The following is a 26,340-nucleotide window of genomic DNA, read 5'->3' on the forward strand; positions in this document are numbered from 1 at the left end:
GGTTCTCTCATATGTGCCGTTATTAGTATATTTCACTGCTGCGCTCCTCGCTTCAGTCGAAAACAAGCGTGGATGACAGCTTTGAATCAGCTTTTTTTATGTTAAGATATAGATGAAAATCCGCTTAGATAAAGAAGGTAATTTTGTGAGTGCAAATTTAATCGAGAGTAAGAGTGTTAGAGTCATCTTTACAGCTTTTCTAGCTTTCTTGGGTGGTTATGCGTTTGATAGCCTTGGAATATACCTGCCATGGATGCTTGGACCATTATTCGTCGTGATGATTGCAAAAGTGAAGTTAAGGAAGTACTTGTTTTGGTCTAAAACCTTTAGAAGTACTGGATTGGTCATTCTAGGTTTACAACTGGGCAGTTCATTCACGAAACAATCGTTAAATGAGATGATTGAATATCTGCCTGTTATGCTTTTTACGACAATCGCAATCATTTCATTTACAGTGTTGACTGGCTGGTTTGTCGGAAAACGAATGAACTTATCCTTGGGCACATCCATGCTTGGCAGTTTCCCTGGAGGTCTTTCCCAGATGGTGGTCTTGAGTGAGGAAATGAAGGATAGTGATGAAACGGTTGTAGGTTTCATGCAAACACTTCGGGTCATCCTGGTGATATCCATTGTTCCTTGGATTGTAACCCATGTAATGTCAGTTGAATCAGGTGCGGTAATGGCCGTATCGGAGCGGCCGTTTTTCTTATTTGAATATGATGGGAAATTAGCCATGATGATGTTGTTAACCTTGCTATTATTCATCTTCATCACAAAGAAAGTGAATTTTCCGCTGCCTTTTTTGCTAGGACCACTCATGGCCGCAGCACTATTCAATTTAGCAGGACCAGGTGCCCCGCAGATTCCTGACTTTTGGTTGAACTTGTCGCAATTGTTGATCGGCGCACATTTAGGCTACACATTAAAGGTTGATAATCCCCGACTTTTCAGAAAGATGTTCGGGGCTGTATTCGTCAGTAATGTCCTATTGATTGGATTTTGCTATTATCTTTCCATTCAGTTTGCCCCGATCCTATCTTTACAGGCGAACGAATTATTTTTGAGCATGGCGCCAGGCGGCGTCGCCGAAATGGCAGTCACAGCCATGTCAGTACACGTGGATTTATCCGTTGTCACAAGCTTTCATTTATTCAGGATCTTATTCATTTTATTTTTTCTGTCACCCATCATAAAATGGCTGGCCGGAAGAAACCACGGGAAACAAGAACAGGGACAAAGCTGACAGGCTTTGTCCTTTTTTCTTTTCGGAAAAACTGAAGAGTGAAAAGGACAAATGCCAGGTGTTATGCGGAATTCACGAGTAAAAGCGGAAAACTCACGAGTAAAAGCGGAAAACTCACGAGTAAAATGCTGAAACTCACGAGTAAACCTCCAATACTCACGAGTAAAAGCGAATACTCCAGACGTTATAAGAAAAATAAGTACGGAACATGCTTATAATTCCATTCGAAAGAATATTATGCCCGAACCTTTGAAATGTACTGTTTAATAAGCTCATGTAGGCAATAAAGTTGGTAGATTTTGTGATATTTATGAAAACTGAAATCGAATAGTAAAATAATCCTCACTTTTTTTGAACTTCATCCGATATAAGGAGGAGACGAGACTTTAAATGAATGGGTGAGTATTATGGATATAACATCAGTTTTGGGAGTAGTTCTGGGTATTGTGGCCATCTTAGTCGGAATGGTGTTGAAAGGCGTTAGTGTGACGGCGTTGATTAACCCGGCGGCTATTTTGATCATTATTGTAGGTACGATAGCTGCTGTCGTAACGGCTTTCCCTTTATCGGAATTAATAAGACTACCAAAAATATTCAAGATATTATTCTTTGATCAAAAGTTGACAAAGCCTGAAGATTTAATAAAAACCTTTTCGGAATGGGCGGTCATTGCCAGGAAAGAAGGCTTATTGGCATTGGAAAGCATTTCGGATCAAGTGGATAATACCTTTTTGAAAAATGGCTTGAATCTTGCAGTTGAAGGTCAGAGTGCCGATTATATTCGTGATATTTTAGCAGAGGAAATAGACGCGATGGAAGAACGGCATTTAAGCGCGGCAGCGATTTTCAGTCAGGCAGGTACATACGCACCGACGCTTGGCGTATTGGGTGCGGTAATCGGGCTGATAGCTGCATTGGGTAATATGGCTGACACGGAGGCATTGGGACATGCCATATCTGCCGCGTTTGTCGCAACCTTGATGGGGATTTACACGGGGTATGTGTTATGGCATCCATTTGCCAATAAGCTCAAACGGAAATCGCAGCAGGAAGTCCGAATCAAAGGAATGATGTTAGAAGGTATTTTATCGATCATCGAAGGGGAAGCGCCAAGAACGATTGAACAGAAATTATCATCATATTTGCCTGCTGGAGATCGTAAAAAGTGGTTAGAAGGCGATGTGAGAGAAGATGGCTAGGCGCAAAAAGAAAAAAAGGCATGAAGAGCATATCGATGAATCATGGCTGGTTCCCTACTCCGATATCTTAACATTGCTTCTCGCACTTTTTATCGTCTTGTTCGCTTCAAGTTCAGTTGATGCAGTAAGGTTCCAGCAGTTGTCCAATGTATTTAACCAGGTTTTTACAAGCGGAACGGGCTTTATGGATTTCCCAAGTGATTCCCCCAGCAATGAGCCGACGTCACCAGAACAAAGAACAGGTGCAGAAGATTTTGAGAAGCTAGGGAAAAACGAGCAAGAAGATCTTACGGAAGTTCAGGAGCGTGTAAATGCCTACATCCAAAAGAATGATTTAACGGATAAATTGGGAACGAACCTTACGGATGAAGGCATGTTGATTTCAATCAGGGAAAACGTATTGTTCGATTTGGGTGTGGCTGAGGTGAGAAGTGAAAACCGAAAAATCGCTAAGGAAATCTCGGATTTACTGGTCATGGACTTACCCAGAAACATTATCGTAAGCGGACATACCGATAATATTCCTATTAAAAATTATCAGTATGAATCCAACTGGGATCTGAGCGTGATGCGATCCGTGAATTTTATGAAACTTCTCCTCGAAAATAAAGAGTTGGATCCCGAAATGTTCAGTGCTAAAGGACATGGGGAATTCAAGCCGGTTGCTTCTAATGAAACGAAAAAAGGAAGAGCGAAAAACCGGAGGGTTGAAATCCTAATTGTTCCACGGACAGCGATATATGAGTGAAAAACCTGTCAGGAATGGACGGGTTTTTCTATTTGAAGGAGAATATATGGAAAGAGAATATACAAATGTGATGGAAGAAATCGTTGTGACATGGGTGCAGGTCTTAATGTCAGGAATGGAATACCAAACATTTTGTTCATGCAGGAAATGTAAAAATGACATCATCACATTATCATTGAATAACCTGCCTAATTACTATGTAACCACGGAAGGTGGGAAAGGGTATTTAGAAATTTGAATACAGAAGAAAACAGGAAATGGATCAATAAAAGAATTATCAATGCGATACACGTTGTTGGCCTGTATCCTAAACATTGATCAAAAGGCTGCCTTTATCTTTTTTTCTGATATTAAAGAAGGTGGACAGCAACCGCCGAAGGGATGTCGGAAATATAGCGGTATTTTACTCATAAACAAAAGGGACAACCATTAATTAGGTGTTTTATTTATGGTGGCAGAGGGAACATAAATAAAGTATAAAGTAGGTTCATTCGATCAAAAATTGAGGAGATGAATTATTTATGGGTAAAAATATCGCATGTGTAGTAACGAATATGTTTGAGGACTCGGAGTATAGTGAACCAGCAAGAGCATTTGAAGAAGCAGGCCATACAGTAACGACGATTGAAATGGTAAAAGGGAAAACCGTGAAAGGGAAACAAGGGGAGGTAGAAGTTGAGATTGATGAAAGCATCGACTCGGTGAAACCAGAAAGTTTCGATGCATTATTCATCCCAGGTGGGTTCTCCCCTGATCAACTTCGTGCTGACGAACGCTTCGTATCTTTCGCCAAATCGTTCATGGATGATAGGAAACCTGTATTTGCGATCTGTCATGGACCGCAGCTGCTGATTACAGCCAAAACACTTGAAGGACGCCACGCAACAGGATATACATCCATTAAAGTCGATATGGAGTATGCAGGTGCCACATATTTGGACAAAGAGGTTGTAGTTTGCGGCAACCAGCTTGTAACAAGCAGGACACCTGAAGATCTTCCGGCATTTAACCGGGAATCGCTCAATCTATTGAAATAATGAAAAATCCCGGCAGCTGCCGGGATTTTTCATTTTAAAGGATTCATATACTTCAATCTTTGCAGTAAAATAAAAGGAGAGACGAATAAAAAAGGAAGTGTCACGATTGATCGTATTAAAATCTGCACGTGAAATTCAAGCGATGCATGAATCGGGTAAAATTTTGGCAGCTTGTCATAGGGAGATTGCAAAGTTGATTGTTCCTGGGGTCACAACATGGGAAATAGAAAAATTTGTTGAAGGATTCTTAAAAAAACATGGTGCGAAGCCGGAACAAAAGGGTTACAAAGGGTATGAGTATGCGACATGTGCCAGTATAAATGAAGAAATCTGTCATGGTTTCCCTCGTAAGACCCCTTTAAAAAATGGAGATATCGTTACGATTGATATGGTCGTCAATTATAACGGGGCCCTTGCTGACTCTGCCTGGACGTATACGGTCGGTAAGGTTTCAAAGGAAACCGAACATTTAGTGAATGTGACGAAGGAATCTTTATATAAGGCGATTGAAGTATGTGTGGAAGGCAATCGGATTGGAGATATAGGTCATGCCATACAAACATATGTCGAAGCGGAAGGATTCTCTGTCGTTCGTGATTTCATCGGACACGGGATAGGAAATGTCATTCATGAAGAGCCGCAGGTTCCGCATTATGGACTTCCTAATAAAGGTCCGCGTCTTAAGGAAGGCATGGTATTCACCATCGAGCCAATGGTAAACGTAGGTACATATAAAGCAAGCCGGGATCCGAATGGATGGACGGCATCCACTGCAGATGGGAAATACTCGGCTCAATATGAGCATACGATTGCCATTACGAAAAACGGTCCGCTTATTTTGACCGAACAATGAACATGAAAAAACAGCATCGATCATGATGCTGTTTTTTCATGTTAATCAATTGGCCGTTCCAATGAATACAAATCTTCTTCGATATTTCCTAATCTGTCCTCAATGACCTTTTTAGAATCCTTGATGCCTTCATTATAAATAAAGGGAGCAATATTTTCGAAAATGAACTGCAAGTGATTTTCGGCTGCGATTTCACCGATTTCCTTGCCATGTTCCTGATACACATATTCTTGGATGCTTTCGATCATCTTGCGGCGTTTTTCTATGGGGAATTGAATGAACATTGTGCCCTCCTTCATATTTGTTCTAAAAACCATGTAATGAATTGATCCGAATCCAAAGGGAAGACGGGTACTGAAGCATGATTTCTGGTTCGTTCCAGAAATTCGGGCCAAGCCACCGCTGCTTTGACATTAGTAAGCCGTTCCAATAACAGGAGGTCACTTTCTTCTTTGATTAAAATGACCTTAGGAAAGTCCTCTTGCTTATAACCTTCAATTAAAATCACATCAGGGAGAAATAGACACAGTAATTGAATCAGCTCAGTGATAGGGGCTTTCCCCTTGAAATTGCCGAGCAGCTCGATTGTTCCATCTCCTTCAACCAGTGAAGCGGCCGCCCCAGCCTGAAAGTGTTTATTGGAATCCTTCATGCCTGAAACATCTGGTTTTCCGCCATGTCCATGATGTTTTAAAACGGCTGTCTCTAATTTAGCTGCACGAAGCTTTTTGATTATATTCTTTATGAAGGTCGTTTTTCCTCTATTTTGGTAGCCAACCACCTGAAAAATAAAGGGCTTCACCAAGGCCATTTGCATCCTTCTTGGTCATCGAGAAGCAGGGTGTCCACGAAATCTCCCGTTTGGAAACCACGGGTCCCTCCAGGTAAGACGGTCAGTGAATTGGCACCTGCCAAGCTTGTTGTAATATTGGATTTATCCACACCGCTAGGAATTACCTTCAACTGGCCGGAATCGTAAAATAATCGGGTCCGAAGCAGACGTGAGAATGGATTGGGTTTTAAGAAGTCCTCTGCCAATCGTGCAGTCTCTTTTCGTAAATGCGGATGTTCAGAAAACAGCATGGTGCGGATGATCGGTCTTACAAATAGTTCAAAGCCAACATAACTGGCGGATGGATTGCCGGATAAACCGAATAAAAATTTGTTATTATATACCGCTACGGTCGTCACGCTGCCGGGACGCATTGCCACTTTGTTGAATAAGACATCAGCGCCAATTTTTTGATAAATATCCGGGAGAAGGTCAAAATCACCGACAGAAACTCCTCCTGTTGTAATGAGCAGATCCACTTCCTCCAAGGCCGTTGAAATGGCCTCGCAGCTTAATTCGAACTCGTCCTTAAGCTTTCCATAAAAACGGACTTCTCCTCCGGCCCTGCGAATTTGGGCGGAGATGGCATGTGAATTGCTGTTGCGAATTTTCCCGGGCTCCAACGGTTCATTAACATCAAGAAGTTCCGAACCTGTGGCGAATAATCCGACGACAGGCTTCATGGCAACTGGCACTTCGGCATAACCGAATGTTGCCAGCAAGCCGATGATCCCTGGATTGATCGCTGTTCCTTTTTTCACAAGAACATCGCCTTTCTTTGCATCCTCTCCTTGAAAAGAAACGTTTTCGCCTTCCTTAAGAGAGCGTTTAAATGATATGTACTTCTTTCCGTCTTTTTCGAATTCCTTCGTAAGCTCGAGCATGATTACGGCATCACACTCAGCTGGCATCTGAGCTCCAGTCATGATTCTTGCCACTTGATTTTTTTGTACAGGAATAGTCGATACCATACCCGCAGCCAACTCTTCAACCACTTCGAACTCGAGAGGGTTATTTATGGAACCTTCAGCCGTATCCTTGGACCTGAGGGCGAATCCATCATATGGCGAGCGGTTAAAATGCGGAACATCATTTGTAGCTGCAATATCCTGAGCCAAAAAACGGTCATGGCTTTCCTCGAGGGGAATCAGTTCTACATGTCCTTTTAATTTATGCTTCATCACTTTTTTCACTGCTTCTGCGATGCTGATGGGCGTTCTTCTTTCTACCATGCTTACAACTCCTGTCCGTTTTCAATTTCTATATCAAATGTAGCAGAATTTTTTTGAAAATGAAAAAAATCCTCACCGGTATGGGAGGATTTTGAATGTTACTTATTACGCAGTCTTCCAAGTTCTTCAGCGATCGCTTCCATTTCACGGACACTGAAATTCGTTTTTTTCATCACCATTGTATAGATATCGTGCAGCTCTTCGTACATTTCAATATCAAAATGGGTCGATTTGATTGCACCGAAGTTCATCACTTTTAATTTATCCTTAATTGCTTCGATCATAAACTCGACACTTTCAGCTGTGTTTTGCGTTAAATCCATTTCCCTCATCCTTTCATACGTTCCTAAATTATTTTCATCTTTGCATGATTACCTCTAGAAGTCAATGAATATTCAGGTGGAAAACTAGCTTGATTCCCGATTCACTTGTCTCTCATAGCGTTTTAAAGTGAGAGAGTTTGGGAAAAGATAGGAAAAAACTTTTTTAAACATTGTATAATGGAGATAGCTACCATTATTCATCAACTAATATATGACGAGGAGGAGAATATATGAGCAACATTCGAGAAGAATATAAGTGTGCCAAGAAAAGTAAATTTATGCAAGCGGTCTTTATTGGGGCGTTTGCAGGGGCTGCGATAAGCCTTTTTGATAAGGATACGCGTTATTCTGTATTGGAAAACAGCAAAGGCTGCATGAGTAATATGAAAGAATTCATGAAGAATCCCAATGGGGTGCTTACACAAGTACGGGAAACATCATCTAAGGTCCGTTCCACTGTTGAAAAAATTTCCGATGATGTATCCTTCATTTCCCAAAAGGTGGAGGAAATGAAAGATATTCCATCGCAAGTTGCCCAAGTGGTGATGGAGACGAAGGAAGTTTTTGCTGCAGAGGATGAAGAGCCGTCTTCAAGTCATCATGAACGGATTTCCTTAAATTAGAAAATGGGGTGGAGGTATGGCCAATAAAAAAGAATGGCTGAAAGGCTCATTCTTCAAGACTTTCATAAAACGGTTACAGGTCGATGATGTGTCGGGGCTTGCCGCACAGCTGTCTTATTTCTTTTTACTTTCCCTGTTTCCGTTACTTATTTTTTTATTCACTTTATTGGCCTATCTGCCATTTTCCCAAGAAGATATATTAAACACCGTCCGTACATATGCGCCTGACGATTCGATGAAAATCATTGAGGCTAACCTATCTGAAGTGATGGAAGCGAACGGCACTTTATTGTCGTTTGGTGTCATTGGAACGATATGGTCGGCCTCGAATGGGATGAATGCAATCATTAAAGCATTTAACCATGCATACGGTGTAAAAGAAAGTCGAACTTTCTTTATTTCCCGGGGAATGTCGATTCTTCTCACTTTAGCGATGATTTTTGTTTTTATTGTCGTTTTATTGCTGCCGGTATTCGGAAAACAGATTGGAGTATTCCTATTTGCCGAAATTGGACAATCCGATGAGTTTCTTACGATTTGGAACCAACTTCGCTGGGTGATCAGTACACTTGTATTTTTAATTGTGTTCACCATCCTTTATTGGATTGCGCCAAATATAAAGCTGAAATGCATAACCGTAATGCCTGGTGCTATCTTTGCAACGGCAGGATGGAGTCTCGCTTCCTTTTTGTTTTCTTTTTATGTGGAGAACTTCGCTAATTATTCCGCAACATATGGAAGTCTTGGAGGGATAATCGTATTAATGGTCTGGTTTTATTTATCGGGGCTCATCATCATACTGGGCGGGGAAATAAATGCGCTCATTAGTGAAAAGGAAAAACCAGAATGTGTATGAGATTCCTGGAGTTCCCGTAATAGCGGATTATCATGCTGCAGATACTATTCAAGAAATAGCATAACATCTTTTGAAGAGGAGGAGTTCTTTCATGAGTAAAAAGGATGGCAGCACAAAGCAAAAAGGAAAAAATAAAGGTTCGAACCATAAAACATCAGGTTCTGCAAACGGTAAGAACGGATATCACTAAATGAAAAGATCATAAAAAAGGGAGCCTTTAGGGCTCCTTTTCCATGCTTAGTTTCTCAAAAGTCTTAAGCTGTTCAGTATAACGAGAATTGTGCTTCCTTCATGGCCAATTACGCCATATGGGAGGTCTAGAAATTGTAGGAAATTGGATGCTATCAGGATCATGATGACCGAAATGGAAAAGATGACGTTTTGTTTGATGATTCGATTCATCTTCTTGGATAATTTGACTGCTTCCGCGATGCGAGGCAGGTCATTCTTCATCAGAACAACATCCGCCGTCTCCAAGGCAACATCCGTGCCTTCACCCATTGCAATTCCAACAGATGCTGTTGCTAGTGCAGGTGCATCATTGATACCATCCCCAACCATTGCTACAGTGCCAAAATGTTCTTTCAGTCTTTTCACTTCAGTCACTTTGGTTTGAGGTAGGCATTCGGCAATATATGCGTCAATATGGCTCTCCGACGCAATCGCTTTAGCCGTTTTTTCACCATCGCCTGTCAGCATGACGGTATGGATGCCCTCTTTTCGCAAAGCTTCGATGGCTGTAACGGTTTCTTCACGCACGACATCTTTCAAAGTGAGTATACCGGCAATCCCTTGATCATCTTTTGCATATACGATTGTCTTACCTTGTTCAGCCAATGTCAGTGCAATGCCATTTTGGAATCGTTCTGCATCATTGCGACCGACGAAATCAGCCTTTCCGACTTGCCAAAGCACGCCATTGATGTAAGCTTGAACCCCATTACCTGAGATATCTTCCATGTTATCCGGTTTAATGATGTCCTTTTGCAATTTCGTTTTGGCATAACGTACAATTGATGTGGCCAAAGGGTGATTCGAATAATTTTCAACAGATGCAATATGAAATAAGAAATCTTCTTCGTTTAAATCTTCGCGGATAATGACATCCGTTACCTCCGGTTTTCCTTTTGTCAATGTACCGGTTTTATCTAAAGCAATTGCCTGCAGGTTACCTAGATTCTCAAGATGTATGCCGCCTTTAAATAAAATGCCATGACGAGCACCATTTGAAATGGCAGAAAGTGTAGCTGGCATTATAGAGGCCACAAGGGCACAAGGAGAAGCGACAACGAGCAGGATCATCGCTCTGTAGAATGTTTCGGTCCAGCTCCACCCCAATATGAAATGGGGTACGAACATCATTAAGCCGACAACCGTCAAAACCACTTTTACATAAGTCCCTTCAAACCGTTCAATGAACAGCTGGGAAGGGGACTTTTCACTTTGAGCGGATTGAACGAGGGTGATGATTTTTTGAAATAATGTTTCACTTGCTGGTTTGGTGATTTCCACGGTAATCGTACCACGGAGATTAACCGTCCCGGCAAATACTTCATCATCCAATGATTTACTTACTGGTATGGATTCGCCAGTGATGGCGGCTTCATCGATATTGGTACGGCCGTCTGTGATTTTTCCATCTGAAGGAACTCTCTCACCTGGTTTCACTAAAATCAGATCCCCCACTTGCAGCTGTGAAACGGATACGGTTTCTTCATATCCGTTTGTGATGCGCAGTGCTTCCTCAGGCTGTAGGTTCATAAGTGCCGAGATTTCTTTATGGCTTTTATTCATCGTGTATGTCTCAAGGGCACCGCTTAAAGCGAAGATGAAAATCAATATGGCACCTTCCGTCCAGTATCCGATGACCGCAGAACCGATGGCTGCAAAAATCATCAGCATCTCAACATTCAATTCCCGATCGGCAATCGTATCTTCTATGCCTTCTTTTGCCTTGGCATATCCGCCAATCAAGAAAGAGGCTAAGTATATGAATATGGAAGTGGACTCCATTCCGTTCTTTGAAAGGGCCCAGCCCAATACTATTAATAAACCGCTGAATAATGCAGCAATAAGTTCTAGATGAGGTTTGGCTATTTCCAACCAAGTGGTTTTGCATGTAGCCGGTTGGGTTAAATGTTTAGTGTCTGTAGTCATAAGATTCCCTCCCACATTCTTCTCTATTTTGTGTAAATGATATAGATTATCATTTGTCTGATATCTAATTGAGAAAGATAATCAACGTCATTTCTCTGGATAAAATATGAAAGCTGCCACCGGAATTGCGATGACAGCAATGTTTTCAAAGGTTTATAAACGTGATATCCCTTTTGTTATTATTATAATACCACATATCCTATTCAGAAATAAAGAAGAATGATTCTAATCTAGTAAAAAATATAAAGTATGGCCTATCCAATATACAGTCACTATTGATAAATACCGTTCAAATTGCATAATAAAAGAAGTAGTCCAGATAATAAACTATACTACATAACTGAAGCAGGCATTTTTTCCTTAAACAAGGCCAATGAAATGAAGACAAGGAAAAGCATGATACTGATCATGTAGAAAAAATTTCCACCTTGTATGTGTTCAATAACCAGGCCGCCAAAGAATGGACCGCCGATGCTGCCGAGACTAAAGAAAATACTGCATAATAAATTTCCAGCAGGTAATAGGTTTCGAGGCAAAAGATCTGCCATATAACTGATTCCCAGCGAGAAAGTCGAACCAACCATCATGCCGCCAAACATAAAACAGATGAAAAGGCCAAGCACTGAAAAGGAATAAATCCCTGCAAGAGTGAATATGGTAAACCCTGAAAAAACGATCGTCAGCAAGGTCTTTCGCCTGCCATAGCGGTCACTGATCATCCCCAAGGGAATTTGTGTAAGCAGAGTCCCCGCAGAAAATGCCGGAATGATGATGGCTACTGCGGTTAAATCGATTCCTGAGCGCAGGGCGAATACAGGGAAATTGCTATTCAATGATGCTTCAAGCACGCCAAATGTGAACGGAAGTAAAAAAGCGACCCAAGCTATGCGGCTCACTTTCGTAAACCTTTTGAGTGTGCCAAGGAATGATGTGCTTTCAGAATCATCTTGTTCAGGAAGCTCATTTCTAATAAGGAAAACAGTGGACCAAGTTAGAAGGCTAAGTATGGATGTGATGATGAAAGGCAAAGACTGATTAATCTCGAGAAGCTTCGTCATCAGCGGGCCAACCATGAAGCCAAGACTAAAGAAAAGTCCATAAATGGCAAGATTCCTTCCACGCTTTGCTATTGGTGAAATGGCAGTGATCCATGTCTGGGTAGCAAAGTGAAGTGTATGATCGCCGATTCCAATGAAAAAACGCAGTATGAACCAAAACCAGAATGATTTCCAAACAGGAAATAAGGCAAGTGATACAATGACCGTTATCCCGCCAAATAATATCAATGGCTTATACCCGTATTTACGGAGCGGGGCTTCCATAAAAGGAGAAATCAACAGAATTCCAATATAAAGGGAGGCTGCATGAAACCCATTTAGGGATGAGCTAATTCCGTCATTTTCAAAAATGATGGCAATGATCGGCAGAAGCATCCCTTGAGAAAACCCTGATATGCCGACAATTAAGATTAAAACGCTAAAAAGCAATTTATTATTCATAAAATCATGTCTCCTAAGAAATGTATACCTTTTGATGTTACATCTTAGGAAGAGGATTAAGCAATAGAAATTTGGGTAAATATTGACAAGAAGAAAAGTGATGATATAAAATTTTCCTTTGTCATCGCCCGAAGATTATGTATGCAGTTTTTGTTACATAAAAAGGACTATAGGATTGTGAGGAGAAGTATCGTGAATAAAATTTTTTTGGGGCTTGTCCTGTTAGGCGTCCCTTTATCAGTCATTGGGTCATTATTGCATTGGCCGAGTGTAATCATGTTCATCGTATATTGCTTAACAATCGTGGCGCTTGCAGGCTTCATGGGCCGGGCCACTGAAAGCTTAGCGATCGTTATGGGACCAAGGATTGGCGGTCTTTTGAATGCAACCTTTGGTAATGCAGTAGAATTGATCATATCCATCTTTTCATTAAAGGCGGGGCTTGTGGGTGTCGTGTTGGCGTCTTTGACTGGTTCCGTTTTAGGAAACTTATTGTTGGTGGCAGGACTTTCATTCTTTGTCGGAGGGACTAAATACAAACGTCAGAAATTTAATGTATTCGATGCCAGGCATAATGCCGGTCTATTGATTTTTGCAGTTATTGTAGCCTTCGTCATTCCGGAAGTATTCACACAAAATATGAGTGAATCAAGCACGATGTCGCTAAGTGTCGGAATTTCCATTATTTTGATCTTATTATATCTTGCTGCATTATTTTTTAAATTGGTTACCCACCGCGGGGTATATCAGCATACGGAGAAACCCGAGGAACATGAAGGGGAAGTACCAGAGTGGAGCAGGAAAAAGGCAATGATAATCCTTGCTGCCGCTACATTGGCTGTTGCGTACGTATCGGAAAAACTTGTCCATACGTTCAGCGAAGTAGGGGAAACCTTCGGATGGTCGGAGTTATTCATCGGTGTCATTATCGTTGCAATCGTAGGTAACGCGGCAGAGCATGCGTCCGCTGTCATAATGGCCTATAAAAACAAAATGGATATCGCAGTGGAGATTGCCGTTGGTTCCACGCTTCAAGTAGCGATGTTCGTAGCACCTGTACTCGTACTTATTTCGTTAATGTATCCAACGCATATGCCGCTTGTTTTCACAATGCCAGAACTGATATCAATGGTTACAGCAGTCTTTTTGATGATCATGATTTCAAATGACGGGGAAACGAACTGGTTTGAAGGCCTTACCTTATTGGCCGCTTACTTAATTATGGGAATTGGATTTTACTTATTATAAGAATGCAGGCCTTCCGATGCGGGAGGTCTTTCTTTTTATAAAATTAAAAAATAAAAACGACTCTGCTCAGGTTAGATTTAGCAGAGTCATTTCTATATTAGTAAATTACCATTCATAAGTTATTCCAAAATTTTTCATCATGCTTTTGTAAAAGTTGAGAAAATATTCTAGAGTGTTACACCATCCTTTTACATCAGATTTAAGTATAGACGAATTCGTTTTCTGTCATCCTTTAAAAGGGTGTCATGGATTGTTCGATAAGCATACCTCCTGAAGGTTTAATAGGTATGAACGATTTCGCCTCCTTTTTATAATGTAAAATAAGTATAACTGATTTAAATAGAAAAGTAAATATTCTGAACTTTACAAATTTATTACAAAATTGAAATCGGAATGAAATGTATAGAATGTTGGCTAAAAACAAAATCTATAAACAAAATGATTGAACCCCTCAAAAGGAGTGCGACAGCATGAGAAGAACTATTCTTATTACGATGATTTCCCTAATTGCCTTCATACAGGCGAATGTAAGTTTTGCAGCTGATAAACCAGGAGACAAGGCAAGTCCGAATAAGGTGAATATCCCGCCTTCCGTATTGAATATTGCAAAGGAGAATACGTATCCGAACCCGACCCAGGATCTTCCGATGCTGCAGCCGAGTAAGTTTGCCAAACAATTGATCGATTCGTCGGATATCAAGATTGAAAATCCAGAACTCATCCATATGTTGAATGAATCGGCAATTGCTAAAGCTCCGCTTGCTTTTGGTTACAGGGCGACCATATACCTTGGCCATTGGGCATTGAATTATGAGTCTTCGGAAACGGCACCAAACTGGGAATACCAAAAGATCAATACGAATTACTACGATAATCGCGGCGGTGAAGTTCCATACAAGATCCGTTATGTACAGGAAAGTCAGAAGGCAGTGAGTGGCGGTCTGACAGCGAAAATCCCCAAGGCAGAGGATGTTCAAAAAATGATGCTGTTAAAAGCCACTGAGAAAACGAATTTGCCATTGGCTTTTGAAACGATCATCGGAGCTGGTACGAAAAAAGATGAAGTATACAATGTTGCTTCAAATAGGATTGGTTACTTATCCAGTTATGCTTCCGCCGTCAATGAAAAAGGCAAGGTCACATATGGGGAAGTGTATTTGAACCTAAAAGGAAATAAAAGAACCATTACGATAAAGAACATCACTTCACAAGGCATCGGTGCATGGATACCAGTTCAGGACCATGTTTCCTTCAGCTTTACAGTCTCGCAGCAACCCAGGTAAATGGAAAAACTCGCCGGCTTGGCGAGTTTTTTTCTTCATATGGTTGACTTCCTGATCCTGAAGTCCTCCTTAGGGTAGTATGCATTTTTGACGAGAACATTCGGGCCTAGACATTTGACTGCCGGGCAGTGGCAATTCAATTCATTGGCCAGTTTCGAATTCATCCATGTGTCATAGGATTCGGTCAAGGGCTGGTCTTTGATATTCCCTAATGTAGGCGCGTCCCCGAAATCGGTCACGATTACTTCCCCGGTGAAAATATTGATGTTTAGCCGGGAACGTCCATCAGGGTCATTTCGAACAGTCACTTTATGTGAACCATAAAGGCGTTGAAGCAGCTTTATATCCTCTTTACTGTTATTGCAAGGATAAAATGGCAGAGTACCGAAAAGCATCCAAACATTTTCATCACGGATATCAAGCAAATGATGAATCGCTTCACGCATATTGTCCAATGATAAAGTTTCAAGTGCCGAAGCGAAATCGCTTGGATACATCGGATGAATTTCATGCCTTTGACATCCCATTTCATCGACGATCTGTCTGTGAATATGCTCAAGATGAGGCAATGTTCGTTTATTAAGCATCGTTTCTGCTGATACCAGCACACCAGCTTTTGTCAGGGCACGTGAATTTTCGATCATTTTATCAAATAATTTCTTTCGCTGTTCCCGAGATGGTTTTCGGTCCATCATGGCGAAGCCGATATCAATGAATTCATCGATCGTTCCCCAGTTATGGGAAATGTGCAGAACATCCAAATAAGGAATGATTTCCTCATACCGTTCCAAGTCAAGGGTCAAATTGGAATTGATTTGTGTCCGAACCCCGCGGCTACGGGCATATTTCAATAGAGGCGAAACATAATTCTTCACCTGTTTTCTTGAAAGCATCGGTTCCCCGCCAGTGATGCTGAGCGAGCGAAGCAAAGGGATCTCATCAAGGCGCTGAATCAGTAATTCCAGAGGCAGTGCATCCGGGTCCTTGGGCTGAAGTGTGTAACCGACGGCACAATGCTCACAACGCATATTGCAAAGGGTGGTTGTAGTAAACTCCACGTTGGTAAGGCTGAGTTTTCCATATTGTTCAACGTCCATATATGCTTCCCAAGGATCATACTTGGGTGTAATTGGTGTTAAGAGATCTTGCTTGATTATTGACATGTTTAAAACTCCTTACGTAATAATGCACTAACCCATTATGAACAATGGGGACAAAAATTGTCAAATGGCCGAGAGCTGCATTTATAGCTAGCCATTGCACTTTCAAACAGATTTCGTTACGATGAAAGAAGAGCGGAAGGAGAGTGCCTCATGGGAAAATCCATTACAGGTAAAAACGAACAATTAACATATTTAAAAGAACGCCTCACGATGTTCATGGAAGTTCTTGATCATATCGAACCGGAAAATACGGAGTTGGAAGATATAGACCGTTTAATCGGCATGATAGATGATTTGGAAGGCAAAGTGGAACAATTCAAAACCCGGGAAGACTAATATCTGTTTCGATAGTATGATTTTTTCAATGTTAATATTCATGAAGGGATGACGAGAAACCTGCGTCATCCCTTTTTAATATCAAATCTTTATCATGGAAATGATTGGTGATGAAATTTAACTCATGGGCTATTTCTGGCGCTTTGATCATTTCTCTCTAAATAGCTTTTCATTATGAAAAATAATTACTTGTTTTCGAAAGATTATGTTAGATGTATAATAAAACGGGTGTTGAATCATTCGCTATTTATAGAGAAGCAGGGAAATGATTAAATCTAATCTAGGGGAAATAAGAGGGGGAAGAGAAATTTGGATATTCAAAAATTCCAAGAAAGTATGTACAGTCTTATCGTTGAAACTTCAACGAATCTTCCAAAGGATGTTCGTCGTGCGGTCAAAAGTGCAAAACAACGTGAAAATGCAGGTACTCGTTCTGCATTGAGCCTGACCACCATCACGAATAATATTACAATGGCTGACGACAATGTATCACCGATTTGTCAGGATACGGGTCTGCCGACTTTCAAAATAAAAACTCCAGTTGGCGTGAACCAACTTGAAATAAAAAAAGCAATCCGAAATGCGATCATTTTAGCGACAAAAGGCGGAAAACTTCGTCCAAACGCAGTTGACTCTTTATCGGGTGAAAATAGCGGGGATAACCTTGGGGAAGGTCTTCCTGTCATTAAATTCGATCAATGGGAAAAAGACTATATTGATGTTCGTCTCATCTTAAAAGGCGGCGGCTGTGAAAATAAAAACATCCAATACAGTCTGCCTATGGAGCTTGAAGGATTGGGTAAAGCGGGCCGTGATTTGGACGGAATCCGTAAATGTGTCCTTCACTCTGTCTACCAAGCACAAGGACAAGGCTGCAGTGCCGGCTTCATCGGCGTTGGTATCGGAGGGGACCGTTCATCCGGATATGATCTGGCTAAGGCCCAACTTTTCCGCAGTAATGAAGATGTGAATCCGAATGAAGACCTTCGTAAACTTGAAGATTACATTATGAAGACAGCTAATGAATTGGGAATCGGCACGATGGGCTTTGGCGGCGAAACTACACTGCTTGGATGTAAAATCGGTGTCATGCACCGTATTCCGGCAAGCTTTTTCGTATCCGTTGCTTACAACTGCTGGGCGTTCCGCCGTTTAGGAGTGAAAGTCAGTCCTGAAACAGGCGAAATCAATGAGTGGTTATATCAAGAAGGCGAGAAAATCGACTTTGCTCTAGAAGCAGAAAAAGCAGCGAAGGATGAAGTGGCAGCCGCTGTAGAATCGGACGTTGAAGCTTCCCGTGAAATCACCCTGCAAGCACCAATCACGGAAGAACAAATCCGTGAATTAAAAGTTGGTGACGTAGTTCATATTAACGGCAGAATGTATACAGGCCGTGACGCCATCCACAAGCACTTATCTGAAAATCCTGCACCAATCGATCTAGATGGACAAATCATCTATCACTGTGGACCAGTTATGCTGAAGGACGAAGAAGGCAAATGGCATGTGAAGGCTGCCGGACCAACAACAAGTATTCGTGAAGAACCATACCAAGGCGATATCATGAAACGATTCGGCATCCGTGCAGTTATCGGTAAAGGCGGAATGGGACCAAAAACACTAGAAGCACTAAGTGAACATGGCGGCGTTTATCTAAATGCAATCGGCGGGGCTGCTCAATATTATGCAGACTGCATCAAATCCGTCGAAGGTGTGAACTTCACCGAATTTGGTATTCCAGAAGCGATGTGGCATCTGAATGTTGAAGGATTTACTGCCGTAGTTACCATGGATTCACATGGAAACAGCCTGCATAAAGACGTTCAGCAATCTTCCTTGGAAAAATTGGCACAGTTCAAAGAACCAGTATTTAAATAAATGTATGGAAAAAGACGCTCACCAAACGGTTGAGCGTCTTTTGCATATCTTACTCTTCGATTTCCGGCAGTGGATCGATCCTTGATGCATCCTCTAAATTCAATCCACTTTTCACAAAATGAACAAACACTCCACCACTTAAACCAAGACAACCAATAAAGCCTAAAGTGATTACCCATTCCAGCATTTCATTCCCCCCTTGCTAAATGTATATGAAAAAAAAGGCGATAATTACCTCAAAAAAGTACAATCTTTTGGAACAGTCGCACATACATTAGAAGAGAAAGGGGGGATTTTCATGCAGAATAGCTACTTCTTATTCTTTATCGCCATGTTAACTGGTTTTGCTTTCATCCAACTTCCTGTGGCAAACACGATTTTCTCCGGTCTTGAAACATTCCTTGACGTAATCGGAATTGTAACCGTTCTCATTTTCGCCATCGCCATTATTTGGAAGGCGGCACAAGCGTTATTTAAAGGATAAACAAAGCATGGAGGGCCAATCCTTTTCGGAGGAAAGGCCTTTTTTTGTGTGGGATTAAGGTTTTGCGGGAGATTTGAGCTAACTAATTCGGCCTCCGGGGCGTTAATTCGACCTGCGGAGCGATAAATCGACCTAAAGCGGAAGTATTCGACCTTCCACAATATCATGCATATAAATCTCCATGTTCCAAACAATAAGAAAAAAGAACATGGGGGATATTCCAATGAAAAAAATGGTGATTTTATCCGCTTTTATATGCTTGATATGCTCTTTGGCAAGCTCAGCTTTTGCAGAATCCTATAACTGGGGTTTCAATAAAGGGAAAAATGGGACACCTGCCGATGCCGGTAAAAAATTCAATGAAATGCTGCCTGAATATGAAGCGATTTATAAAGGGGATACAAAGAAAAAAGTCGTTTATTTAACATTTGATAACGGTTATGAAAATGGTTATACGGCCCAGATTTTAGATGTTTTGAAGAAACATGGTGCTCCTGGAGCTTTTTTTGTCACGGGTCATTATTTAAAAACGGCACCTGAGCTTGTTGTCCGTATGGCTAATGAGGGGCATATAGTAGGAAACCATTCCTGGAACCACCCGGATATGACCAGCGTGACGGACGATGTGATTCGCAATGAGCTTCAGCGGGTAAAAAAAGCAACGGAAAAATTAACGGGGCAAAAGGGAATGAATTACTTAAGGCCGCCTCGTGGGATATTTAATGAGAGAACAATGGGGATCGCAAAAAAAGAAGGGTATTACCACATCTTCTGGTCACTGGCATATAAAGACTGGATTGTTGATCAACAAAAGGGTGCCGCGTTTGCACATGATGCAGTGCTTAAGCAGATTCATCCCGGCGCGATTTTATTACTGCATACCGTATCGAAGGATAATGCGGAAGCATTGGACTCGATTCTGACGGATCTTGAAAAACAGGGGTACACATTCAGTAGCCTTGATGATTTAATGATCGAGAAACAGTTGCCGAACCGAATGCTTTATTAAAATGAGAAGCGGGTCCTGTAGTGATAATTCAGGTCCCGCTTTATCCATTCTCCTCAATTTCAAGTAATATTTCAGGAAACATGCTATAATACGTGGAAAACTGCTAAAGGATGGATCGCTTGTGTGGACAGAAAAATTACAGGTTCAAGGACCCTATAATTTCGATCTAGTTCTCGAACGATTATCGTTAGACCCACTTCAGGTAGTTGATTTTACTAACAGGACGGTAAAAGTTCCGCTATATATAGAAAAAGAACCAATCGTTTTGCAGGTTCAGGCAATAGGAAATATCGATGAACCATCTTTTATCATCAAAGGTCATTCAGAGGTGTACAAGTCAAAAGCAATCGAACGGTTAAAAAAGGTTTTTCATTGGCATCAGCCATTAGAAGGAGTTTCCCGGCATTTCCGGGAATCCGATTTGCGGGAAATCTTCGAAGAGCACCGCGGTACTGCCATAGTCTTGGACTTCGATTACTACAGTTGCCTCGTCAAATGCATCATACATCAGCAATTGAACTTATCCTTTGCCCATACGCTCACGGAACGATTCGTTAAAACCTTCGGCTACCAGATGGAAGGTGCCTGGTTTTATCCGACACCGGAAACAACCGCCCAACTTCAAATTGAGCAATTAAGAGCCATTCAATTCAGTGGCCGGAAAGCGGAATACGTCATCGGACTTTCCGAGCAGATCATTCAGGGCCATTTCAACCTTGATATAATGGAAAAGCTATCCGATCAAGAGGTTTTGGATACACTAATAAAAATACGCGGTATCGGTAGATGGACGGCTGAAAACTTCCTGCTTTTTGGACTTGGCCGGCCGAACCTATTTCCTAAAGCCGATATTGGCATTCAAAATGCCTTGAAAATATTATATGGCTTACCGCAAAAGCCAACCCAAGAAGAAATGGAGTCCTACAGTGTGAAATGGGCTCCATATCTAAGCTACGCTTCCCTCTATTTGTGGAGAAGCATTGAAAAACGGAGTGAAAAGAAATGACAAACATTCAAGATACAAATCTAGAAGTGAATCAAACCCTTCCCCTTACGATTAAACGGCTTGGCATTAACGGAGAGGGAGTCGGTTATTTCAAAAAGAAAGTCGTCTTCGTCCCAGGAGCATTGCCTGGTGAAGAAATTGTAGCTTTGGTCACAAAGGTACAGCCAAACTTCACCGAGGCGAAAATAAAAACCATCCGTAAAGAATCACCGCATCGCATTGCAGCGCCATGTCCGGTTTACGCTGAATGCGGCGGATGTCAGTTACAGCATTTAAGCTATGCCCAGCAGCTGATTGAAAAACGAGATATCGTCATTCAAGCGATGGAACGTCATTCAAAATTCCCAGTTTCTTCATTAAATATAAAAGAAACGATCGGCATGGAAGATCCTTGGAATTACCGGAATAAAAGTCAGTACCAAGTAGGCCAAAAAGATGGCAAATTGATTGCTGGCCTTTACGGCTTGAATTCCCATACACTGATCGATATACCGAATTGCCTTGTACAGCATAAGGCAACAAATAAGGTAACACGTACAGTGAAAAAGATACTAAAGAACCTGAACATCTCGATTTATAACGAAAGAAAAAGAAAAGGTGTTATCCGTACGGTCATTACACGGGTAGGCTTTGAAACAGGTGAAGTGCAGGTTGTCCTTGTTACAGGTGCGGAGGAAATTCCACAAAAAGATCAGTTGCTAAAACAAATTCGTGACCAATTGCCAGAAGTGAAATCGGTCGTTCAAAACATCAACAACCAGAACACATCACTGATCTTTGGCGAAAAAACGATTCACCTGGCAGGAGAAAAAGTCATCAACGAAACATTGGGTGACCTATCATATGAACTATCAGCCCGTACATTCTTCCAGCTTAACCCGGTCCAAACTGTTCGCTTATATGATGAAGTGAAAAAAGCAGCAGCCTTAACCGGCACGGAAAAAGTGGTTGACGCTTATTGCGGTGTTGGAACCATTGGGCTATGGCTGTCTGAAAATGCCAAGGAAGTCAGAGGAATGGACGTCATTAAGGAATCCATTGAGGACGCCAAGAAAAATGCCAAAAAACATAAACGCAACAATGTATACTATGAAACAGGCAAAGCCGAGAATATCCTTCCACGCTGGACCAAAGAAGGCTGGAAACCGGACGTACTGGTCGTCGACCCGCCTAGATCCGGCTGTGATCAATCTTTACTGCAGACAATCTTGAAAGTTAAACCGAAAACCATAGTGTACGTATCATGCAACCCGTCCACATTGGCGAAGGACTTACAAGAACTGGGCTCTTCTTATCGCGTGGAGGCCATGCAGCCGGTGGACATGTTCCCACAGACGAGCCATGTTGAAGTAGTTACTTCGTTGAAGCTGATTAAAGAATAAGCAGAGTGATCCGGGAATCTGTAAAAGGTTCTCGGATTTTAATCTGCGTTTATTTCCATCCATTTGTGAAATAATGAAAGTACTGTGAATATCGAGAAATACATAGGAGGTTTTTGGATGCATAATCATGATATATTAATTCGATTAAGATATGCGCTGGATATTAAAAATAAAGATATGGTAGAGATATTTAAACTCGGGGAGATTGAAGTGACAAGAGAAGAAGTCATGCAGATGCTCACAAAACCAAAAGATGATTATTATGATGAATATGATGATGATATGGATGAAGATGAAGATGGGATAAACTGCAATAACATGATGTTAGAGTCCTTTTTAAATGGTTTGATCATTTTTAAAAGAGGGAGACAAGAGCCAAAACCTGGTCAGCCTCAAAGTCAGGCACCGGCTGTAAAGAATAAGGAAAGTGTGAATAATATCCTTCTGAAGAAACTGAAAATAGCATTGACATTAACTAGTGAGGATATGATTGATATCTTGGAAGAAGCAGGAGTCATGATAACCAAAGGGGAATTAAGCGCTATATTAAGAAAAGTGGGTCATAGGAATTATAAAGAGTGCGGAGATCGATACGCCAGGAATTTCTTAAAAGGATTAGCTTTGAAATATAGGGGATAAGGGTTCAGTAACTGTTTTTATCATGCACATCTGATAATTAGGCCTTGATTTCGTGAAAAGTACTTTTCCGATTTCAGGGCCTTTTTCTATTCGTATGAACGTTATTGAAGACACTAGAAAGTGCGAAATAGTTAAAAAAACAGAAGGCATCCCTAAAACACCTTCTGCACATTCATACAAGTTTCATTAACCTTTTAAAAAGTCTGGTTTTGCGAAATTGGGGTTGGGATATTTATAGAAGCCTTCTCCCGCTTCTCTTCCGATTTCCCTTTATCGATATACTCTGTTTTCAATAAGTTAGCCAGCTTTTCAACATCTGGATCATCTGTCGCTTTCGCTTTTGTAAGTGAAATATTATAAGCGGTATTGATTTCTACCACGTCTAAAATGGCGAAAGGGCCAAGATGTGCTCCTGTTGCGACCATCCACGTTTTATCGATGGTTTCCGTATCAGCCACTCCTTTTAATAAGAGCATTTGGGCAGCATCCAAAAGAGGAACCAATAAGGAATTCAAAATATAGCCTGGCTGCTCTTTATGTAAAGACAAAGGCACCATTCCAATCGCTTTTGCAAAATCAATCACTTCATCAAACACCTTACTATCCGTTCCAGGATGTTTCATGATTTCTGCCGTTTTGTTTTTCCAGATTTCATTAGCGAAGTATAAAGCCAGGAATTTTTGGCCGGCCTGTCGCTTCGGCAAATTAGCTTGGTAATAATGTTGAAGAGTTCGTAGGGAAAATTGTTTTTTCAGGAGCAACTTTCCCTAACTCTGTGTAAAAATCCGTTTTAATTTGAACCACTTCTGGAATCGCTTCAATCACAAGGTCAGCTTCGGCAAATGCCGCAGATAAATCACTGTGGAAGGAAATGCGGGCATAAGCAGTATGGAGATCTTCCTCCGTAGCGCCAATGTCTTCTTTATAGTATGGCTTCAAATTAGTGATTTATCTTTTGCACGTTCCAATGCTTCATCATTGATGTCATATACAGATACGTTGAATCCTTTGAATGCGGTTTGAAATGCGATTTGACTTCCTAATACGCCGCTGCCGGCAATCGTGATATTTTTATAATTCATAGCCATTCTCCTTATTGCTTTGGATATCTCAACTTGTTAATTATTGCACTTATAGTGGTCTGTATATGCTTCATTATCGGTGCTTCTAATGGATCAAATCCCCAAAGAAGTTTACTATGTGGATGAGTTATTGTTAAAAACCAATAAATTACGATCAATATTTGACCTATTATATGACGAATTTACCATTCCGATGGTCCTTTACTTCACAGAATGAAAAAGGTGAATCAATAATGTGAATTTTAAGTCGGCATCAATGAAGGGAGCTGGCTTAAATTTTTAACTAAATAAAGTTGTGCACAAGGTGTGGATAAAGGAAGAAGGGAATAGGGAAAATCCTAATTCTTCAAACTTTCCTCCTGATATGTGCATAACTTTTTTGTTTTTTTGATCTCTTTGTTCGAGAACGTAACTTCAATATCCGGAGCTGGTCATCAGCTCTTTTTTTAATGTTGTAATGGACTTAAGCGGTCATTAGTACAATGTAAAACAGACAAAAAAGAGAATGATTAATCCTCTTAGTTTACTTGTCTTCATTTGTTTGTTCATCAGGTTTTTGGACGATTTCTTTTAATTCCCCAATGTCACCTTTTGCATTGATAATCTCAAAAATCTCATTTAGGCCTTCTGAGGTTTTTTCATCTTCCGTTTTCATAATACCCCTCCTTAATTAGGTTAATGGTTAAGGTCTCCAAAAAACCAGTAGATAAAACATCGGTTACCTTGGAAAATTGATGAAATTCTCTTCGTATTTCCATTGATATAAGTGCATTTTAGGCGGATGTTAATTGTAAAACTATAAAAATTCCGATTTTTTTGTCCGCACAATATGGACAACATTAAAATTATCTATTATTATGATTGTTATAACTCTTAGTATAAAGGGATTTGTGTTAATGTTGTGTGTGTTTTTGGAGAAGACACGTGTGTTTTTGGAAAAAATAAAAAAATACAATATTTTTTAAGTAGGGGTAAAACATATAAAGATCCTGCATTTATTCCAACCATCAATGAGGGGGTATATTAAATGTCAAGTGAAATATTAAATAAATTTTTGAAAGAAAATTTGGAAGATTTAAAAGAAAAGGGACTTTACAACGTTATTGATCCGGTGGAAGGTCCAAACGGTCCGGTAATCACCATTGCAGGCAGGGAGCTAATTAATTTATCATCCAATAACTATTTAGGTTTAGCAACAGATCGACGATTAATAGAGGCTTGCATAGAAGCGACGAAAACATATGGTGTCGGTGCCGGTGCCGTTCGTACGATCAACGGAACATTGGATATTCACGTCAAATTAGAAGAAAAGCTTGCTGAATTTAAACATACAGAAGCAGCCATTGCTTATCAATCTGGATTTAACTGTAATATGGCAGCGATTTCAGGAGTGATGGATAAACACGATGCCATTCTTTCAGATGAATTGAATCATGCTTCAATCATTGATGGATGCCGATTATCCAAGGCGAAAATTATTCCCTTTATCCATTCCGACATGGACGATTTACGGACAAAAGCACGTCAAGCAAAGGAGTCTGGATTGTATAACAAAGTCATGATCATTACCGATGGAGTTTTCTCGATGGATGGGGATATTGCCAAGCTTCCTGAAATTGTGAAGATTGCCGAAGAGTTCGATTTAATTACGTATGTTGATGATGCTCATGGTTCGGGCGTATTAGGTAATGGTGCAGGAACGGTAAAACATTTTGGGTTATCGGATAAAGTGGATTTCCAAATTGGAACATTATCCAAAGCCATTGGTGTTGTTGGAGGCTATGTAGCAGGAAAGAAAGATTTGATTGATTGGTTAAAAGTGAGAAGCCGTCCATTTTTATTTTCAACGGCTGCCACACCGGGAGCTGTTGCAGCTAGTATAGAAGCCATCGATATTTTGATGAATAGCTCAGAACTTCAAAATAAGCTGTGGGAAAACAGCGATTACTTGAAAAAAGGCCTAAAAGAATTAGGGTTTGATATCGGGGAGAGCGAAACACCGATTACGCCTTGCATCATAGGTGATGAAGCAAAAACGCAGCAATTCAGCAAGAGGCTGAATGAAGAAGGTGTGTATGCTAAATCAATCGTATTCCCTACCGTTCCTAAGGGTACAGGAAGAGTGAGGAATATGCCTACTGCTGCTCATACAAAAGAGATGCTGGATCGTGCAATTGCCATTTATGAAAAAGTAGGAAAAGAGATGTCAATCATATAAGAGATTGCTT

At 40.9% G+C, this 26,340-nt stretch carries 27 protein-coding genes and 1 pseudogene; 18 read left to right on the forward strand and 10 right to left on the reverse strand.

From position 1 onward, the window contains the following. The first annotated feature begins 145 nt into the window (after positions 1–145). The 6 genes from Q8G36_RS04550 (at position 146) to map (ending at position 5,080) form a co-directional block, all read left to right on the forward strand. Positions 146–1,243 (forward strand): AbrB family transcriptional regulator, encoded by a 1,098-nt coding sequence (locus Q8G36_RS04550; RefSeq protein WP_305159176.1) that lies wholly within the window; start codon positions 146–148, stop codon positions 1,241–1,243. Positions 1,244–1,650: 407 nt separating this feature from the next. Beyond that, a complete protein-coding gene (motA, locus tag Q8G36_RS04555) occupies positions 1,651–2,442 on the forward strand; it encodes a flagellar motor stator protein MotA (RefSeq protein WP_305159177.1) in 792 nt (263 codons plus the stop codon). Beyond that, on the forward strand, positions 2,435–3,190 hold the full coding sequence (motB, locus tag Q8G36_RS04560; RefSeq protein ID WP_305159178.1) for a flagellar motor protein MotB: 756 nt from the start codon (positions 2,435–2,437) through the stop codon (positions 3,188–3,190). The genes motA and motB overlap by 8 nt, the downstream gene beginning before the upstream one ends. A 46-nt stretch (positions 3,191–3,236) precedes the next feature. Further along, entirely contained in the window at positions 3,237–3,428 is a 192-nt protein-coding gene (locus Q8G36_RS04565; RefSeq protein WP_305159179.1) for a late competence development ComFB family protein, read from the forward strand. 283 nt (positions 3,429–3,711) lie between these two features. Continuing rightward, on the forward strand, positions 3,712–4,227 hold the full coding sequence (locus tag Q8G36_RS04570; RefSeq protein WP_305159180.1) for a type 1 glutamine amidotransferase domain-containing protein: 516 nt from the start codon (positions 3,712–3,714) through the stop codon (positions 4,225–4,227). Between the two features lie 106 nt (positions 4,228–4,333). Beyond that, positions 4,334–5,080, forward strand: a complete 747-nt coding sequence (map, locus tag Q8G36_RS04575) for a type I methionyl aminopeptidase (RefSeq protein WP_305159181.1) — start codon at positions 4,334–4,336, stop codon at positions 5,078–5,080. A 41-nt stretch (positions 5,081–5,121) separates the two neighbouring features. Here map and Q8G36_RS04580 read toward each other — a convergent pair whose 3' ends face one another. The 4 genes from Q8G36_RS04580 to Q8G36_RS04595 all read right to left on the reverse strand — a co-directional run bounded on the left by Q8G36_RS04580 (position 5,122) and on the right by Q8G36_RS04595 (position 7,467). Next, positions 5,122–5,364 carry a DUF2164 domain-containing protein gene (locus Q8G36_RS04580; RefSeq protein WP_305159182.1) on the reverse strand — a complete coding sequence of 81 codons (243 nt, stop codon included), beginning with the start codon at positions 5,362–5,364 and terminating at the stop codon, positions 5,122–5,124. A gap of 11 nt (positions 5,365–5,375) precedes the next feature. After that, positions 5,376–5,891 (reverse strand): molybdopterin-guanine dinucleotide biosynthesis protein B, encoded by a 516-nt coding sequence (mobB, locus tag Q8G36_RS04585; RefSeq protein WP_305159183.1) that lies wholly within the window; start codon positions 5,889–5,891, stop codon positions 5,376–5,378. Beyond that, positions 5,879–7,144, reverse strand: a complete 1,266-nt coding sequence (gene glp / locus Q8G36_RS04590) for a gephyrin-like molybdotransferase Glp (protein WP_305159184.1) — start codon at positions 7,142–7,144, stop codon at positions 5,879–5,881. The genes mobB and glp overlap by 13 nt, the downstream gene beginning before the upstream one ends. Positions 7,145–7,242: 98 nt before the next feature. After that, positions 7,243–7,467: a DUF1128 domain-containing protein gene (locus Q8G36_RS04595; RefSeq protein ID WP_034305672.1), complete on the reverse strand. Its 225-nt coding sequence runs from the start codon at positions 7,465–7,467 to the stop codon at positions 7,243–7,245. 230 nt (positions 7,468–7,697) lie between these two features. On the opposite strand from Q8G36_RS04595, the gene Q8G36_RS04600 reads away from it, so the two are divergent. Further along, positions 7,698–8,090: a YtxH domain-containing protein gene (locus tag Q8G36_RS04600; protein ID WP_305159185.1), complete on the forward strand. Its 393-nt coding sequence runs from the start codon at positions 7,698–7,700 to the stop codon at positions 8,088–8,090. 16 nt (positions 8,091–8,106) lie between these two features. Further along, entirely contained in the window at positions 8,107–8,946 is an 840-nt protein-coding gene (locus Q8G36_RS04605; protein ID WP_305159186.1) for a YihY/virulence factor BrkB family protein, read from the forward strand. 237 nt (positions 8,947–9,183) lie between these two features. Here the strand turns inward: Q8G36_RS04605 and Q8G36_RS04610 are convergent, their stop codons facing one another. Together Q8G36_RS04610 and Q8G36_RS04615 are read right to left on the reverse strand one after the other, a co-directional pair. Further along, on the reverse strand, positions 9,184–11,103 hold the full coding sequence (locus tag Q8G36_RS04610; RefSeq protein ID WP_305159187.1) for a heavy metal translocating P-type ATPase: 1,920 nt from the start codon (positions 11,101–11,103) through the stop codon (positions 9,184–9,186). Positions 11,104–11,435: 332 nt separating this feature from the next. Next, on the reverse strand, positions 11,436–12,602 hold the full coding sequence (locus Q8G36_RS04615; protein WP_305159188.1) for an MFS transporter: 1,167 nt from the start codon (positions 12,600–12,602) through the stop codon (positions 11,436–11,438). Between the two features lie 189 nt (positions 12,603–12,791). Here Q8G36_RS04615 and cax point away from each other — a divergent pair, with 189 nt between their 5' ends. Then, the gene (cax, locus tag Q8G36_RS04620) at positions 12,792–13,850 is read left to right on the forward strand and encodes a calcium/proton exchanger (RefSeq protein ID WP_305159288.1); all 1,059 of its coding nucleotides are present in this window, start codon (positions 12,792–12,794) and stop codon (positions 13,848–13,850) included. A 470-nt stretch (positions 13,851–14,320) separates the two neighbouring features. Then, positions 14,321–15,133: a YfkD famly protein gene (locus tag Q8G36_RS04625; protein ID WP_305159189.1), complete on the forward strand. Its 813-nt coding sequence runs from the start codon at positions 14,321–14,323 to the stop codon at positions 15,131–15,133. A gap of 35 nt (positions 15,134–15,168) precedes the next feature. Here the strand turns inward: Q8G36_RS04625 and yfkAB are convergent, their stop codons facing one another. Beyond that, positions 15,169–16,296, reverse strand: a complete 1,128-nt coding sequence (gene yfkAB / locus Q8G36_RS04630; RefSeq protein ID WP_305159190.1) for a radical SAM/CxCxxxxC motif protein YfkAB — start codon at positions 16,294–16,296, stop codon at positions 15,169–15,171. Between the two features lie 150 nt (positions 16,297–16,446). Here yfkAB and Q8G36_RS04635 point away from each other — a divergent pair, with 150 nt between their 5' ends. Both Q8G36_RS04635 and Q8G36_RS04640 read left to right on the forward strand, forming a co-directional pair. Beyond that, positions 16,447–16,632 (forward strand): SE1561 family protein, encoded by a 186-nt coding sequence (locus Q8G36_RS04635; RefSeq protein WP_034305661.1) that lies wholly within the window; start codon positions 16,447–16,449, stop codon positions 16,630–16,632. Positions 16,633–16,941: 309 nt separating this feature from the next. Further along, positions 16,942–18,510 (forward strand): fumarate hydratase, encoded by a 1,569-nt coding sequence (locus Q8G36_RS04640; protein ID WP_305159191.1) that lies wholly within the window; start codon positions 16,942–16,944, stop codon positions 18,508–18,510. 49 nt (positions 18,511–18,559) lie between these two features. Here the strand turns inward: Q8G36_RS04640 and Q8G36_RS04645 are convergent, their stop codons facing one another. Continuing rightward, positions 18,560–18,697 carry a hypothetical protein gene (locus Q8G36_RS04645; protein ID WP_305159192.1) on the reverse strand — a complete coding sequence of 46 codons (138 nt, stop codon included), beginning with the start codon at positions 18,695–18,697 and terminating at the stop codon, positions 18,560–18,562. Positions 18,698–18,808: 111 nt separating this feature from the next. Between Q8G36_RS04645 and Q8G36_RS04650 the strand changes: the two genes are divergently transcribed. The 5 genes from Q8G36_RS04650 (at position 18,809) to Q8G36_RS04670 (ending at position 23,030) form a co-directional block, all read left to right on the forward strand. After that, a complete protein-coding gene (locus tag Q8G36_RS04650) occupies positions 18,809–18,994 on the forward strand; it encodes a hypothetical protein (RefSeq protein WP_305159193.1) in 186 nt (61 codons plus the stop codon). Positions 18,995–19,217: 223 nt separating this feature from the next. After that, positions 19,218–20,003 (forward strand): delta-lactam-biosynthetic de-N-acetylase, encoded by a 786-nt coding sequence (gene pdaA, locus Q8G36_RS04655; protein ID WP_305159194.1) that lies wholly within the window; start codon positions 19,218–19,220, stop codon positions 20,001–20,003. Positions 20,004–20,124: 121 nt separating this feature from the next. After that, on the forward strand, positions 20,125–21,009 hold the full coding sequence (locus Q8G36_RS04660) for a DNA-3-methyladenine glycosylase family protein (RefSeq protein ID WP_305159195.1): 885 nt from the start codon (positions 20,125–20,127) through the stop codon (positions 21,007–21,009). Further along, positions 21,006–22,391 (forward strand): 23S rRNA (uracil(1939)-C(5))-methyltransferase RlmD, encoded by a 1,386-nt coding sequence (gene rlmD / locus Q8G36_RS04665; protein WP_305159196.1) that lies wholly within the window; start codon positions 21,006–21,008, stop codon positions 22,389–22,391. The genes Q8G36_RS04660 and rlmD overlap by 4 nt, the downstream gene beginning before the upstream one ends. Before the next feature lie 117 nt (positions 22,392–22,508). Then, on the forward strand, positions 22,509–23,030 hold the full coding sequence (locus tag Q8G36_RS04670) for a DUF1456 family protein (protein ID WP_144478868.1): 522 nt from the start codon (positions 22,509–22,511) through the stop codon (positions 23,028–23,030). A gap of 186 nt (positions 23,031–23,216) precedes the next feature. Here the strand turns inward: Q8G36_RS04670 and Q8G36_RS04675 are convergent. Continuing rightward, positions 23,217–24,112 (reverse strand): annotated as a pseudogene (locus Q8G36_RS04675) (3-hydroxyacyl-CoA dehydrogenase). A gap of 523 nt (positions 24,113–24,635) precedes the next feature. After that, positions 24,636–24,767, reverse strand: coding sequence for a hypothetical protein (locus tag Q8G36_RS04680; RefSeq protein WP_258832873.1), 132 nt, complete (start codon positions 24,765–24,767; stop codon positions 24,636–24,638). A 372-nt stretch (positions 24,768–25,139) separates the two neighbouring features. Here Q8G36_RS04680 and Q8G36_RS04685 point away from each other — a divergent pair, with 372 nt between their 5' ends. Continuing rightward, complete coding sequence (locus tag Q8G36_RS04685; protein WP_305159197.1) at positions 25,140–26,330, forward strand: glycine C-acetyltransferase; 1,191 nt, start codon at positions 25,140–25,142, stop codon at positions 26,328–26,330. Positions 26,331–26,340 lie beyond the last annotated feature (10 nt).

The organism is Peribacillus frigoritolerans (assembly GCF_030676415.1).
Taxonomy (GTDB): domain Bacteria; phylum Bacillota; class Bacilli; order Bacillales; family DSM-1321; genus Peribacillus; species Peribacillus frigoritolerans_A.